The organism is Fundicoccus sp. Sow4_D5 (assembly GCF_052116365.1).
Lineage (GTDB): Bacteria > Bacillota > Bacilli > Lactobacillales > Aerococcaceae > Fundicoccus.
In genome coordinates this window covers 1-14,675 of the sequence record NZ_JBQKLF010000004.1, presented here as the reverse complement: position 1 = coordinate 14,675, position 14,675 = coordinate 1, and the positions used below count along the sequence as shown (strand labels likewise).

Here is a 14,675-nt window from a genome sequence, read left to right as displayed (position 1 = left end):
GTAGTTCAGGTAGACCTTGGAGCCGAGTGCTTCTTCAAAGAAACCTAAAGGAGTCACTCCATTACATTGCGTGACGCTTTTATGAAAGAAGCGAGCTGGCTCTTGTATGAATCGTCCGACTAGTCAGAGTCGGACACCTTTATGTTTTCTGGTAGTGGTGTAGCATTTCAGGTAGACCTTGGAGCCGAGTGCTTCTTCAAAGAAAGCTAAAGGAGTCACTCCATTGCATTGCGTGACGATTTTATGAAAGTAGCGAGATAGCTAAATGACTAATTATTGACACCTTGAATAGTAGAATTGGCACATACTCGTTCGCTAAAGTTCTTGTTAGAAATTTGACTTGCGGCAACAAATCTAACGTGTCGACTGGAGATCGAGTCGACACGTTAGACCAGTTAACATGTCGACTCAAACCGCGAGTTAACACATTAAAAGTTAAATATTTAATTACCTTAAGAATATCGCGGAAATTAAAGCCTAAATTCATCAAAATTCACAGAATGCTATCGGCAAGCCTTGCAAAGGCAATACTCCGCCATTATGTCATCCGAAAGCTTCCAATTCTAGTCCCAATGTTCCTCCCAATTTTCGAAATGGTCATTGTATTGCTTAATAATCGCAGCTTTTCGCTTACGCACCATGCCCAAACTGGCAATCGCCTGGCTCGACGACTCCAATAGATCCAAATCTTCTTTTTGACGCTCAATCGCCTCGGCCACTGGCTCATAAGGAGCCGCCTCTTTGATTTCATCCAATTCCAAACGGATTTGATGTTTGACGCGCTCTAAACGCTGCGGCTCGTAGGCCTTGATTTTGGGCAACTCCTGCATCATCCAACGAAAATTCAGAAAACGCGTCATTTCGCCATGCTCCACCTTGACGTATTCCTTTTGAAAAGGCGCCAAACCAGGCACCAAACCATTAATTTGATACCAGCCCGGATACAAATCCCAAATACTGGCCTGTTTTTCCGGCAAGAAATCTCGCTTTAACTTAAAGGTTTCATCCTCATCCGTAATCTCTGCCAGCCAAACCTTTTCCTCAGGCCCCGACGCCACTAATTGTAAATGTTTTGCCTCCAACGGCCCACCTTCTTCCTTAAAACAATTATAGCAAAATAGGAACGAAAACCCTAGAGTGCTTACACCAACTAAACCTTCTTGCTTGTCGACTGATTTTTGAATTACACTTACCTTAACAAGGAGGCGTTTACAATGAGTTTTGATTTTACAGACAATGGCAAAATACCAAGATTTGATAGTTTAGAAGCATTGGCACTCGAGAATGATAATTTTAGAACCACGCTTTGGTCAGGTGTTAACTTACAAATCACTTTAATGACAATTCCAACAGGCACTGAGATGGGACTCGAAACCCATGCTGGCATTGACCAGCTTTACCAAATCGTTCAAGGGCAAGCAACCGCACAAGTCGGAAAGATGGAAGATAACTTAGAAGAACACTTAGTTAAAGCAGGTGACAGCGTGCTCGTCCCAGCAAGCATGTGGCACAATATCATTAATGAAGGTAAGGAAGATGTGAAGATGATTACGGTCTATGGTGCCATTGAACATAAGCCAGGTACCGTTCACAAAACGCAACAAGATGACCTTGACGATCCAAACGAACATTAATCAAGCAAAAGACCCATTCTGGGTCTTTTTTTGCTTGTTTTCGCCTGAAAAACCGACCTATTTGTAAAATTAAGTTTTATGTAAATGAATAATTATGCAAAATACTTGAAATATTATTTTACGTCAGTATAATAAAGATGAAGGAAAACGATTACAAGGAGGGGTTCGATGTTTGGCTTTTCAATTTTTCTCAATGAGGCTTTGACCAATGAACATCTGGCGTATATACAAGCCATGAAAGTAGCCGGCTTCAAGGGGATCTTCTCGTCGATTCATATACCAGAAGAAGAGAACGGACCAATCTTGGAACGATTGCAAAGTCTTGGGGCCATTGCCAAAGAACACGGCTTGGAATTAGTCATTGATATTTCAGGGAATGCGTTAGCTAAATTAGGTTTGGACTTTGACAATGTTTTTCCCTTAGTGGACTGGGGGATTACGGGCCTTCGAATGGACTATGGTATTTCAAATCAGGTGATTGCCGGCTTAAGTCAGCACATAAAGATTGCTTTAAACGCCAGCACGCTCACACAAGCTGACGTGTCACAATTGAAAGCTGCAAAGGCCGATTTCACGCGGATGGAGGCCTGGCATAATTATTATCCAAGGCCAGAAACAGGATTAGGGAGTCAAGAATTTGAGTTGAAAAATCTGTGGTTGCAGGCGCAAGGCTTTACGGTCATGGCTTTTGTACCAGGGGATCAACGCTTGAGAGGGCCACTCTATGAAACATTACCCACACTAGAAAAACACCGCGGTGGCCAAGCATTTGTGGCGGCACTTGAAATGGTCAAACGCTTTAAAGTCGACCATATTTACATAGGTGATCCACAATTATCAGCTAAGGCAATCATGCTGTTTGAGAAGTATATAAAAGAAGATGTCCTCACGTTACCCATTCGATTAGCTCAAGGCATAACGCCAGCCGATGATCAACTAATAAAGCAACAAGTGACTAGCTTGAAAGGGCGCCACAGCAACCGTCTGGATGGAGCGAGAGATGTGATTCGAAGTGCCGAGGCACGCTTGCGGAAAAGTCAGCCGGTCAAGGCTTTGAGCAAGGCAGCCAAGCGGCCGAAAGGAACTATTACGATTGACAATGACGCTTATGAACGATATGCAGGAGAAGTTCAGGTAACGAAAAGAGCATTAAAAGCAGATGAACGTGTCAATGTTTTAGGTCATATTCAAAGTGACTATAGGGACTTAGTCAATTATTGTGGACCGGGACAAAAGTTTGAGTTTGATTGGGAGGAAATAGAATGAATTTAGATAAATTAACGACCGAAAGTCGTCATCGAGAGACCATGAATTTGGATGGAATGAGTTTAGCAGAGATGTTGGCGAAAATGAATCAAGAAGATCGCAAAGTACCAGTAGCAGTTGAATTAGCGTTACCAGACATTGAAGCGGTCGTCAAAGCTGCGATTGCCTCATTTAAACAAGGTGGCCGTCTTATTTATATGGGGGCTGGAACTAGTGGCCGTTTAGGTGTCTTGGATGCTGCAGAATGCGTGCCGACCTTTGGTGTGTCACCAGAAATGGTCGTTGGTTTAATTGCAGGCGGTGAACAAGCGATGACCGTAGCGGTTGAGGGGGCTGAAGATTCGACCGTCTTAGGTAAGGAAGATTTAGTCGCTTTAAATTTAACCGCTAAAGATACGGTTGTAGGAATTGCGGCCAGCGGTCGCACGCCTTATGTGATTGGTGCCTTGGAATATGCAACGCAAGTTGGCGCAAGTACCGCCACGATTGCTTGTAATTTGAATAGTGAGATTAGTCAGTACAGTCAAATGCCTATTGAAGTGGATTGTGGACCGGAAGTTTTAACAGGTTCCACGCGTTTAAAAGCTGGGACAGCTCAAAAACTGATTTTAAATATGATTTCGACAGCATCCATGATTGGGATTGGTAAAGTTTACCAAAACTTGATGGTCGATGTGCAAGCGACTAATGAGAAATTAGAAGAACGTTCGAAACGAATTATTATGGAAGCCACAGACTGTGATTATCAAGCATCAGAAAGGGCTTTTGAAGCAGCGGATAAGCATGTTAAATTGGCTATCGTTATGATTTTAACAGGCTCAAACAAAGAGGAGGCGACAGCGAAACTAGAGCAAGCAAAAGGTTTTATTCACCAGACGCTATAAGAGTCATATTTTGCAATGAGTGTTTTTATTAGGAGATTAAAAGGAGGAAATAAAATGGCATTATCGAAAGAAGAAAGAATTGCGCAAGGGATTTACGCGCACATTGGCGGGCACGCAAATACGACGAAAGTCTATAACTGTATGACGCGTGTAAGAATTGATTTGAAAAACGCGGGGCAGGTTGACCAAGAGGCCTTAAAGAAAATTGAGGGCGTTTTGGGTGTTGTGCAAGATGGTGACAATCTGCAAGTGATTGTGGGGCCAGGGACTGCTCAGAAAGTGGCGACTCAAATGGCAGGTATGGCTGGTCAAGAAAAAGGTGCGAGTATCAATGAAAACTTAGACACTTCTTTAACGGATGGTCGTGCTGAAGGCCAACGAATCACTCAAGAAGTAAAAAGTGCTTATAAAAAGAAAAATGATACACCATTCAAACGTGCCTTAAATATTATCGCAAGTATTTTTGTTCCGTTAATTCCAGCTTTTGTTGCGGCAGGGATTATTGGTGGGATTGCGTCGATTATTCAAAACTTAATGACGGCTGGAACACTTGATCCAAACTCTTGGACACAAATTTTCTCAGTTATGAAAATTTTACAAAATGGTTTATTTGCTTACCTGAACGTTTATATTGGTATTAATGCTGCAAGAGTCTTTGGCGCGACTGAAGGTCTTGGTGGGGTTATTGCCGGGGTTGTGTACTTAAACGGTATGAACGTCGACCAACCACTGACTAACCTTTTCACGGGTGATCCGTTAAGTGCTGGTCAAGGTGGGGTGATCGGAGTAATCTTTGCAGTCTTCATTCTATCAATCGTTGAAAAACAATTACGCAAAGTTGTGCCAGATTCATTAGATATTATTGTGACACCAACTGTATCATTAATTGTAGTGGGACTCATCACAATTTTCCTAATTATGCCAATCGCAGGTGTGATTTCAGCTAGTTTAATTGGTAGTATTAACTGGGTACTTGAAGTAGGTGGCGCATTTGCCGGCTTCGTACTGGGATCAACCTTCTTACCATTAGTAATGTTTGGTTTACACCAAGTATTAACACCAATCCATATTGAAATGATTGCTGAGACTGGTTCAACTTTATTATTACCAATCCTTGCGATGGCAGGTGCGGGGCAAGTGGGGGCTTCATTCGCGATTTGGATGAAATGTCGCCAAAACAAACAATTAACTAACATCATTAAAGGGTCATTACCCGTAGGTATCCTAGGAATCGGCGAACCTTTAATCTATGCAGTTACTTTACCTTTAGGTCGTCCATTCATCACAGCTTGTATTGGTGGTGGTATTGGTGGTGCTGTAATCGGTGCGATTGGTCAAGTTGGCGCAACTGCCGTTGGACCAAGTGGTGTTGCTTTACTTCCATTAATTGCTGATGGCAAATGGTGGGGGTATGCTTTAGGTTTAGTCGCAGCATACGTTGGTGGTTTCATCGCAACTTACTTGTTCGGTGTACCAGCAGAAGCTATGGAAGCAACTGAAATCGACGCATCACTTTAATCAACAGCATAAAGTATAATAGATAGATAAAAAGATGACGAGAGGAGTAACGAAGTGGCTCAAACATTATTGATGACAATTAAAAGCCAATTACCGTCATTGCCTGTATCCGAAAGGAAAATTGGCGAACTTATTCTGAAGAAACCGACGGAGATTATTCAAATGAGTGCCACCAAGTTGGCAGCCGAGGCCGGTTCAAGTTCAGCCGCAGTCATCCGTTTCTGTAATTCGATTGGTGTTAAAGGCTTCACCGAATTCAAAATACAGCTCTCAGCACAGTCGGCGCAAATCGATGCGGGACTCTTGACCGATATTGCCCCTAATGAGGCTCTAGAAGACATCAAGAAAAAATTATTATTTAATACTAATTTCTTCTTTGAAAAAACCAATGAAGTCTTAGAAGATGAGTCGATTGATCAAGTTGTTGATTTAATTGCTCAAGCTCCCGCAATGTTTATCCATGGTCTGGGCGCTTCGTTTTTAGTTGCCTCAGACATCAAACAAAAATTTAACCGGATTGGCAAGCAAGTCTTTTGTACGCAAGATGCGCACGAAATGTCGGCATTGATGGCAATCGCTGAAGTAGGGTGTGTTTATATCGGTATCTCCAATAGTGGCGATAAAGGAGAAGGTTTATTGTTAATGGAACTGGCGAATGACCTCGGCTTAAACACGGTTTCTTTAACGAAAGACTCCCTTAACCCGCTAAGAGAATTAGCCGATATTGGCCTGACAACAGCTGATACGCAGGAAGCACCACTCAGAAGTGGCGCGACCATCTCATTGTTGAGTCAGATGTATGCCGTTGATATTATCTTCTATCATTTTATGGCGAAGAATTATCAACACAATCTGACCCATTTAAATAAGTCCCGCCAAGCTACTGCCAAATTCGAGCAACTGTTTGAAGAATTTAGAAAATAGCGAGAAGCCCCGTTTTCAAGCTGACACCTGTCGCTTAGACGGGGATTTTCTATTGGTAGCGGAGGCTTAGGTCCACAAGCTGTCGAGCATCTTCTTTTTTTAAAAAAACTAAGGGCAAGCTTCGATAGACTAAAGTAGAGTAAGCGACGGTTAGATTGGCTAGGAAGACCACTTTCGAAAGGAGAATTTGGCTTGGAATACAAACTATTTGGTGAACAGATTATTGTGAAATTAGCAGTTGGTGAGAAAATCATGGCTAGTATGGAGGCTTTAACTGAAAAGGGGACAATTCAAGCGGCGACTATTACTGGCATTGGCGCTGTGGATAAGGTTGATTTAGCGTTCTTCCATCTAAATACGCGTGATTATGAAAAACACCAATTAGAAGAAGAATTTGAGGTACTCTCTTTAACGGGAAGCTTGACTTTAAATGACGGCAAGTACCATCCGCCCTTACATATTGTGCTGGGGCGTAGTGATCTGTCGACAATTGGTGGACATTTAAACGAAGCTTATACGAGTGTCACAATGGAGAGTTATGCAACGGTGTTAAACGGTACTATGTTAGACGGTACTATGTTAGACGGTACTATTGAGCGGAGTCAGGATGAGGCCGTCGGTTTGAAGTTAATGGATTTTGATAAATAGTCATGTGGCTTAAAGTCCTATTCTGAAGGGAACGTTTTCTTTGGCGAAAGTTATGCCAAGGGAGGCGTTTTTTATTGTTATCAGGCGAGAATAAAATTTGGAGCGTTTAGTCGGATAGCATTCATCCTGGTTTTAACCGCCGTAAACTAGCGGCAGAATGTTGAAGGGGTGAAAGTCCAGATTATTTACGAGGCTGATCATCTGTTTATGAAGCAAAGCGCGTCATTGTGTCTAATGACTGGTTACAAGCGGACTTAATTGCTTAAAAATTCTCTAAAAAAGCGTCCAGAGTGCAATTAGTACTGTCTTTTTGAGCGAAGTTTGTTACAATAGAATTTCTTGGAATATAGGACTAATAACAATTAAATGCACTTTAAATGAGCAGATTAAATCTGCTTTTTCTTTGTTTATAAACGGGAGATTGACTGGCTGTTTGACTTTGGTTCAAGAATCAAAGGGAAGAGCGAGTGTGAATGAAAGGAATTTGTGAGAAAATGAAAGAAAACTTTTGGCAAGAATTGCCACGGCCATTTTTCGTATTAGCGCCGATGGAGGACGTGACGGATGTCGTCTTTCGTCATGTGATTGCTGAGGCGGCGGCACCGGATGTATACTTTACGGAATTTACGAATAGTGAGAGCTATTGTCATCCAGATGGTATCGAGAGTGTACGTGGGCGTTTGACGTTTACAGCGGATGAGCAGCCGATTGTGGCGCATATTTGGGGGGATAAGCCTGAATACTTCGAGCGTATGAGCATTGGGATGGCCGAGATGGGCTTCAAGGGCATCGATTTAAATATGGGCTGTCCGGCGCCAAACGTCTTTAAACATGGACGCGGTGCAGGCTTGATTTTACGTCCTGAAGTGGCAGCTGATTTGATTCAAGCGGCTAAAGCGGGTGGTTTACCAGTCAGTGTTAAAACGCGTTTAGGTCATGCGAAGATTGAGGAATGGCGTACATGGTTGAGACATTTATTGGAGCAAGATATTGCAAACTTATCGATTCATTTACGTACGAAAGTTGAAATGAGTAAAGCGGATGCACATTGGGAATTGATTCCGGAAATTAAACAATTGCGTGACGAAATTGCGCCGAATACCTTATTAACGATTAACGGTGATATTCCCAATCGTCAAGTTGGTTTAGAATTAGTTGACAAATATGGCGTGGATGGTGTGATGATTGGTCGCGGTGTCTTCCACAATCCTTATGCATTTGAAATCGAACCTAAAGAGCACGACAGCAAGGATTTATTGAATCTATTGAGATTACATCTTGATTTATTTGATCAACATTCTACTGAAGAGCCGCGTAATTTCAGACCGCTCTTACGCTTTTTCAAAATATATGTGCGCGAATTCCGTGGCGCAAGTGATTTACGTGTGGCCTTAATGGATACCAAGTCAACTGACGAAGTTCGTGTGATGTTAGATGACTTTGAAGTAAAACAAGCAGAAGAAGCTTTGGCTTTTGAAAATGATTAATTTAAATCTAATCGACACCTTCTAAACATTATGATTAGAAGGTGTTTTTTTAGGAAAGGAATGAGAAAAATCGAAGGAATACTGATTGCAATGGTATTATTATTGGTTTTAAATAGTTATAGTTATTATTTATTTACAAAAGATAAAAAGCTAGCGCGAAGCGGGGCTTATCGTCTATCAGAAAAGCGTTTAGTTCTTTCAAGTGTGTGTTTAGGAGGCGTGGGTGCGCTTTTGGCCATGCGAATCGCCCGTCATAAAACGAAACATTTATTATTCCAGATTGTTGTCCCCTTGAGTGCTTTGTTCACACTTTGCGTCGGTGTTTGGCTACTCGTTCATTTGCTGGATGTCTTAATGATTGAAGGGATTGTTGGTTTAACCTTTTCTTTATAAAAATTAATATTTTATAAAGAAAAGAATGTCCTTAGCTTCTTTATCATGTGCTTAGGTATTAGAGCTTGCATATCATTAACGATGTGTTTTCTTGCATGCTATACTAAGAGTATCTAAACATAGAGAGGGCAATTTTATGACAAATGACAAAGTCAAAGATCCTAGAAAGCAATATTACACAGAAGGTTTCTCACAAGAAAACGAAGCAATTGCAAAATCACCCGCTTTACAAGAAGACATGATGCCAGTACCAGATTGTGGAGAAGAGTCTTATGAAGGTAAGGGGCGTTTGGAAGGGCGTCGTGCGCTAATTACGGGTGCTGATTCGGGGATTGGACGAGCCGTTGCTATTGCTTATGCACGTGAAGGTGCTGATGTCGTCTTTCAATATTTCCCAGGCGAAGAGCCAGATGCCGAAGCGGTGACGAAGTTAATTGAAGCAGCCGGTCGTAAGGCCGTTGCTATTCCTAGCGATTTACGTCAACAAGGTGTCGCAACGCAATTAGTGGAACAAACCGTCAAAGCTTTAGGTGGCTTAGACATTCTAGTCTTAAATTCCGCCCAACAAATCGCAACAGAAACTTTAACGGATTTAACAATGGAACAAATAAATGATACGTTCCAAGTCAATATTATAAGTATGTATGAGGCCTTAAAGGCGGCTGAACCGCATTTAAAAGCAGGGAGTGCAGTCATCACAACCAGTTCTGTTCAAGCGACAGATCCATCTGCTTCACTATTGGATTATGCAGTAACCAAAGCGGCCATTTCAAACTTTACAGTTGGAATGTCCAAGTATTTTGGTAAAAAAGGTGTGCGCGTGAATAGTGTGGCACCGGGACCCATTTGGACACCACTCCAATTAGATGGCGGGAAATTAGACGGCGATTTAGAAACTTTTGGTCAATCAGAGACCTTAGAACGTGCTGGACAACCTGTTGAATTAGCCCCAGTGTATGTCTTCTTAGCTTCTCAAGAAGCCAGTTATGTCACTGGTCAAATTTATGGTGTCACAGGTGGTTCGGAAACAGACTTATAACAATTAGTGAGCTTGCACTTGATGAAGGTCTGCTATCAGAATGACTAACAAATCCCCCTTATAGACGGCTGCTTTTTGCAACCGTCTATAAGGGGGATTCTTTATGGAATAGAATCTAAGTGAGAACTTGGCTTTTAATGGATCAAGCCGTCTAAAAGTTCTTCGTTTTGAGTAAGAGTTATTGAGTAGAAGCCTATCAGGTGGGGTTCCTTATGGAAAAGTTGATAGGCTGCGATTAAGGAGCATTAATCATGGGATGTGGCAGTGGAAATTAACAGGACTTCATGCTTGCGACTGCAATGAATGAAGTAACTGTGTTAATATTTAAGACAAACAAGTCTAAGTGGCAAGCGCTCAATGTGTTTGTCTTTATTAGTCAATAGTTGGTATTTTTTAGTTTGTCTTTTAGGTGGTCTAGAAAGGGAGTGGAACAGATGACGGTGACGATTCAGGTCTATGAAACTTATCAAGAGGCAGAAGTTTTGGCGCTTTATGCAAGTGTTGGCTGGACCAATTATACGCAAAATCCTCAAATGTTACGCAGTGCCTTCAAACATTCCTTAAAAGTATTGGCTGCTTTTGAGGGGGAGCAATTAGTCGGCATCATTCGTGTGGTTGGCGATGGCTATTCAATTGTTTTTATTCAAGATTTATTAATTCATCCAAATTTTCAACGCCGTGGCCTTGGCCAGAAATTGTTGAATCTTATTGTGTCCGAATTCTCAAAAGTTTATCAATTACATTTGATGACTGATGATACCGAGAAAACGCAGTTGTTTTACGAGTCACTGGGCTTTGAAAGGGTCAATCAGATCGGGATACGAGCTTTCACTAGGTTGCGTCAATAACTAGTTAAATTGTTTTGAGAATGTGACGGATTGTGCTATTCTTGAGGTTGGAAACGCTTATTGTTTAAGTAGGAAAATTTAGAGATTGAGGTGTCAAATGGTCAAATGGGGAATTATTGGTGCAGGCAATATTGCGAATCGCTTTGCGGAAGCTTTAGAGTTAGTTGAGGGGGCGAGTTTATATGCGGTGGCTTGTCGTACGATGGAGAAGGCCGAGCAGTTTCGTGCAGTTCATCCCAGTGAGCGTGCTTACGATAGCTATCAAGCCTTATTGGAGGATCCAGCGGTCGACGCAGTCTATATTGCGGTGCCGCACAAATACCATGCTCAGTGGGTTAAGCAAGCTTTGAAGGCGAAAGTGGCGGTATTATGTGAGAAGCCTGCGGCTTTGACACATACTCAAGCTAAGGAAATGATAGATTTAGCGGCCGCTGAGGGAGTTTTCTTTATGGAGGCGCAGAAAAGTCGATTTGTGCCGGCTTATATCGAGTTAAAGGCTCGTGTTGACCAGGGAGAAATTGGTGAAATTCGTAAAGTGACGACTTCTTTATGTCATGTGTTCAATGAGGCGACGTCGAGCTATCATTTCGAACCGGTGCAAGGCGGGACGTTGTTGGATATGGGCGTTTACAATCTATCAGTCCTGGAGGATTTTATGCCGTCGCCGATGGAAGTGGTGGAGGTTGAGTATGTGATGCATCCGAATAATATTGAAATTTATGTTAACGCGACTCTGGAAGCAGGTGGAGTGACAGGTGTGATTGAAACGGCTTTTGACCGTGAAACTGAGACGGTTGCTATCATTGAAGGAACGAAGGGGTCAGTACGTATTCCAGATTTCCACCGGGCGGCTAGCTATGAGTTGACGATTGATGGGGAAACAGAGCGGATTGACGTTGGCTACGACCATGACGATTTCTATAGTGAAATTCAGCATGCGGTTGACTGTCTTCGTGAGCAAAAGCTTGAGAGTCCTTTGATGTCCCATCAGGATACCTTGAACATTGCACGTTTAGTTGATCAATTGAAAGCGTCTGTTGGCTTAGGCTAAGAGAAATCAATGGAGAGTGTCTACCGTGTGTGGCTAGGCGCTTTTTTTGTTTGGCTGGATTTGACAAAGATTGGTGGGGAATGCCCTAGTCACGCGAGGTGAAAGGATCTTCTAGAGGCTGAAAAACGGTCATAGCACTGGTTAATATAAGTAATACATAGTATTTCGACAGGGTATAATTGAAGGGAGCATAACATGAAAACATTAAATCCAGAACATATAGACGTCTTATTAAAATTTGCGAACGCGAGTCCATTCGCTTCGCTATTAGGAATGAAAACAATCGAGTTGGGCATTGATTCTTGCCGCATGGAAATGATAGTAGAAGAAAAACACTTGAATCCTTATGGTGGCATTCATGGTGGTGTCTACGAATCTTTAATCGATAGCGCGACTTACTGGGCGGCATACGGCCAGCTAGATGAAGCGGATGGCTTGACGACGATTGATCTAAAGGCTGATTTATTGGGAACCGTTACAAAGGGAACGTTGATTGTTACATCAAAAGCAGTTAAGGTTGGGCGTACGGTCTGCCTATCGGAAGCGACCATTACTGACCAAAGCGGTAAATTATTGTGTCATGGAACTTCGAAACTACTGGTGATTAAAGAACGTCAAGAGCAAATGAAGAGCCAGTATGAAAAATACGGTATTACATCAATTCCACCGAAATTTACAGATTGATTAGAATGTTGAGTCGGATTTGTCGCTAACAAGGCAATATGATAAGCTAAAGAGACTACAAGATAGGACGTGAGGAAATGGCAGGACATTCAAAATGGAAAAATATACAAGGCCGTAAAAATGCACAAGACGCCAAACGTGGCAAAATATTTCAAAAAATAGCGCGTGAAATTTATGTGGCCGCTAAAAATGGTGCAGATCCAGAATTAAATCCAGCGCTTCGTCAAGCTTTAGATAAGGCGCGATCAGCTAACGTACCCAACGAGAATGTTAAGCGCGCCATCAAGCGAGCTACCGATGCTGGCGCTGGTGAAAATTATGATGAAGTGAGTTATGAAGGCTATGGACCAAATGGTGTGGCTGTATTAGTTTATGCTTTAACTAACAACCGTAACCGCACGGGTGGCTCAGTCCGAACCGCCTTCACCCATAATGGCGGCACGCTGGGGGAAAGAGGCTCTGTCGCTTTCCAATTTGAGCGCAAAGGTTATCTTGCAGTTGAGCGAGAAGGTTTAGAGGTGGATAAAGATACGATGATGTTGGCTGTGCTTGAAGCAGGTGCCGAGGAGTTAATAACATCTGATGAAGTCTTTGAAATCTATTCTGACCCAGCGGATTTCCAATCGGTTCGCGAGGTGTTGGAAGCTGACTATGAGTTAGCACAAGCTGAGCTAGCTATGATCCCCAATGTGACAATCGAATTGCCAGCAGAAAGTGTCGAACAATTTGAAAAGATGATTGATGCATTGGAAGATGATGATGATGTGACCGATGTGATTCATAACGCAGATTACTAACATGAGACTAAGACGCTCCGGATAATGTGAGCGTCTTTCCTATTTTCTATTAGTGAGGAGGGGGTTGCCATTCGAACAGAAGAAGATATGCTGGCTTTGTTGCTCAGTTTTGCCAAAGAGAATGAACACATTCGCTTGATTACGTTAGAGGGGTCAAGGTCGAAGGCGGCTGTCATTCGGGATTCTTTTCAAGACTACGATGTGTCTTATTTTGTCAGTGATATTGTTGGTTTTGAAGCAAGTGATGAGTGGTTGGATTATTTCGGTCCGCGGTTGATAATGCAGAAGCCGGAAGCGCCATTTGAAAAGGGTTTGTCCTATCTGATGTTGTTTGAAGATGGTAATCGGATTGATTTATTTGTGCTGCCACTGGCTGAATGGGAGCATTATCAAGCGGTGGAAGCATCCGTGCAGGTTTTGCTGGATAAGGATCAGCGTTTGCTTGGTCCGCCAAAGTCGCAAGAGGTCATGTACCACACACATTTACCTGCGGCGGAGGTGTTTGCCAAGGCATGTAATGAGTTTTGGTGGGTGTCGACTTACGTGGTGAAGGGTTTATGTCGCGGGGAGTATCTGTATGCGACGGCTCATTTCGAACAGATTGTGCGTCAGGAATTGTTAAAGGTGTTGGCCTGGCGAGCGGTCTATCAAGCGGGGCACTCGCTGGATTTGGGCAAGGCCTATAAATTTTTGCCGGACTTTTTGGATGAGGACACCGAGCGGCGTTTGCAGTCTACTTATGATTTATCGAATGAAAACTCCATCTGGCAGGCCTTGTTAACCAGCCAAGCATTGTATTTAGAAGTATCACAAGAATTGGCGGGCGCCTTGGATTATCCATTTTCATCGTCCGAGGTCGAGAACGTTCGCCGCTACACGCAAATTTATTACGAAGGAGGCAGTTTATGACAGCAGGAACACAAAGAGCCAATATCCAAATCGGCTCACAAGTAAGAGTTGTGCAGAAACAAGATCAAGGCACAGGCAAACTAACGGAAGGCGTCGTCAAACGCATTTTGACAAATTCACCCAAACATCCCCACGGGATTAAAGTAATGCTTGAATCCAACATTGTTGGGCGCGTGAAGGAAATAATTTAATTAAACTTATTCGGAAAAATAGGACTAATATAAGGCGGGCGGACGATCGATTGAAATAAATTGATCGCTCGTTTTTTTGTGTTGGTAGGGGGAGGGGGGATTGATTAAGGTGCTCTACACGCACCTGTCTAACCCGTGAACTTATTTCTCGAGGCGACACATTAAAGTTTTAATTGTCCCACTCGGAATCTGAGTGGTCACATTAGAGTTTTAATTGTTCCACTCAAACTCCGAGTGGTCACGTTAAAGTTTTAATTGTTCCACTCAAACTCCGAGTGGGACAATTAGTATGGATTACATAGCGAGTGTGAGAGTTCGCTTAGAAAAAGTGTCCAAAGATGGTGAATAATTCGGTGAATTTAATTTTACCAGAGAATCTGATTTTAATTATCCCACTCGCGA

The 14,675-nt window shown here is 42.6% G+C and carries 16 protein-coding genes; 15 read left to right on the top strand and 1 reads right to left on the bottom strand.

The features are described from left to right. Nucleotides 1–563: 563 nt before the first annotated feature. The gene (locus ACTQ45_RS06305) at nucleotides 564–1,082 is read right to left on the bottom strand and encodes a hypothetical protein (RefSeq protein WP_441753205.1); all 519 of its coding nucleotides are present in this window, start codon (nucleotides 1,080–1,082) and stop codon (nucleotides 564–566) included. 132 nt (nucleotides 1,083–1,214) lie between these two features. On the opposite strand from ACTQ45_RS06305, the gene ACTQ45_RS06300 reads away from it, so the two are divergent. From ACTQ45_RS06300 to ACTQ45_RS06230, 15 genes are all read left to right on the top strand, one after another. Next, nucleotides 1,215–1,634: a cupin domain-containing protein gene (locus tag ACTQ45_RS06300; RefSeq protein WP_441753204.1), complete on the top strand. Its 420-nt coding sequence runs from the start codon at nucleotides 1,215–1,217 to the stop codon at nucleotides 1,632–1,634. Between the two features lie 168 nt (nucleotides 1,635–1,802). Then, nucleotides 1,803–2,900 (top strand): DUF871 domain-containing protein, encoded by a 1,098-nt coding sequence (locus ACTQ45_RS06295; protein WP_441753202.1) that lies wholly within the window; start codon nucleotides 1,803–1,805, stop codon nucleotides 2,898–2,900. Continuing rightward, complete coding sequence (gene murQ, locus ACTQ45_RS06290) at nucleotides 2,897–3,784, top strand: N-acetylmuramic acid 6-phosphate etherase (protein WP_441753201.1); 888 nt, start codon at nucleotides 2,897–2,899, stop codon at nucleotides 3,782–3,784. Before ACTQ45_RS06295 ends, murQ begins: the two co-directional genes overlap by 4 nt. A 54-nt stretch (nucleotides 3,785–3,838) precedes the next feature. Beyond that, nucleotides 3,839–5,302 carry a PTS transporter subunit EIIC gene (locus tag ACTQ45_RS06285; protein ID WP_441753199.1) on the top strand — a complete coding sequence of 488 codons (1,464 nt, stop codon included), beginning with the start codon at nucleotides 3,839–3,841 and terminating at the stop codon, nucleotides 5,300–5,302. Nucleotides 5,303–5,356: 54 nt separating this feature from the next. Then, nucleotides 5,357–6,226 carry a MurR/RpiR family transcriptional regulator gene (locus ACTQ45_RS06280; RefSeq protein ID WP_441753197.1) on the top strand — a complete coding sequence of 290 codons (870 nt, stop codon included), beginning with the start codon at nucleotides 5,357–5,359 and terminating at the stop codon, nucleotides 6,224–6,226. 192 nt (nucleotides 6,227–6,418) lie between these two features. Continuing rightward, nucleotides 6,419–6,874 (top strand): PPC domain-containing DNA-binding protein, encoded by a 456-nt coding sequence (locus tag ACTQ45_RS06275; RefSeq protein WP_441763272.1) that lies wholly within the window; start codon nucleotides 6,419–6,421, stop codon nucleotides 6,872–6,874. A 494-nt stretch (nucleotides 6,875–7,368) separates the two neighbouring features. Further along, on the top strand, nucleotides 7,369–8,361 hold the full coding sequence (locus tag ACTQ45_RS06270; protein WP_441753352.1) for a tRNA dihydrouridine synthase: 993 nt from the start codon (nucleotides 7,369–7,371) through the stop codon (nucleotides 8,359–8,361). Between the two features lie 60 nt (nucleotides 8,362–8,421). Then, the gene (locus tag ACTQ45_RS06265) at nucleotides 8,422–8,754 is read left to right on the top strand and encodes a DUF1294 domain-containing protein (RefSeq protein ID WP_441753193.1); all 333 of its coding nucleotides are present in this window, start codon (nucleotides 8,422–8,424) and stop codon (nucleotides 8,752–8,754) included. A gap of 136 nt (nucleotides 8,755–8,890) precedes the next feature. Then, on the top strand, nucleotides 8,891–9,793 hold the full coding sequence (locus tag ACTQ45_RS06260) for an SDR family oxidoreductase (protein WP_441753191.1): 903 nt from the start codon (nucleotides 8,891–8,893) through the stop codon (nucleotides 9,791–9,793). Nucleotides 9,794–10,227: 434 nt separating this feature from the next. Then, nucleotides 10,228–10,641, top strand: a complete 414-nt coding sequence (locus tag ACTQ45_RS06255; protein WP_441753189.1) for a GNAT family N-acetyltransferase — start codon at nucleotides 10,228–10,230, stop codon at nucleotides 10,639–10,641. 97 nt (nucleotides 10,642–10,738) lie between these two features. Next, nucleotides 10,739–11,692: a Gfo/Idh/MocA family protein gene (locus ACTQ45_RS06250; protein ID WP_441753187.1), complete on the top strand. Its 954-nt coding sequence runs from the start codon at nucleotides 10,739–10,741 to the stop codon at nucleotides 11,690–11,692. A gap of 195 nt (nucleotides 11,693–11,887) precedes the next feature. Then, on the top strand, nucleotides 11,888–12,376 hold the full coding sequence (locus tag ACTQ45_RS06245) for a PaaI family thioesterase (RefSeq protein ID WP_441753186.1): 489 nt from the start codon (nucleotides 11,888–11,890) through the stop codon (nucleotides 12,374–12,376). 77 nt (nucleotides 12,377–12,453) lie between these two features. After that, nucleotides 12,454–13,173: a YebC/PmpR family DNA-binding transcriptional regulator gene (locus tag ACTQ45_RS06240; protein WP_441763271.1), complete on the top strand. Its 720-nt coding sequence runs from the start codon at nucleotides 12,454–12,456 to the stop codon at nucleotides 13,171–13,173. 48 nt (nucleotides 13,174–13,221) lie between these two features. After that, nucleotides 13,222–14,082: an aminoglycoside 6-adenylyltransferase gene (locus ACTQ45_RS06235; protein WP_441763335.1), complete on the top strand. Its 861-nt coding sequence runs from the start codon at nucleotides 13,222–13,224 to the stop codon at nucleotides 14,080–14,082. After that, entirely contained in the window at nucleotides 14,079–14,273 is a 195-nt protein-coding gene (locus tag ACTQ45_RS06230; protein WP_441753182.1) for a YwbE family protein, read from the top strand. Before ACTQ45_RS06235 ends, ACTQ45_RS06230 begins: the two co-directional genes overlap by 4 nt. The last annotated feature ends 402 nt before the right edge of the window (nucleotides 14,274–14,675 follow it).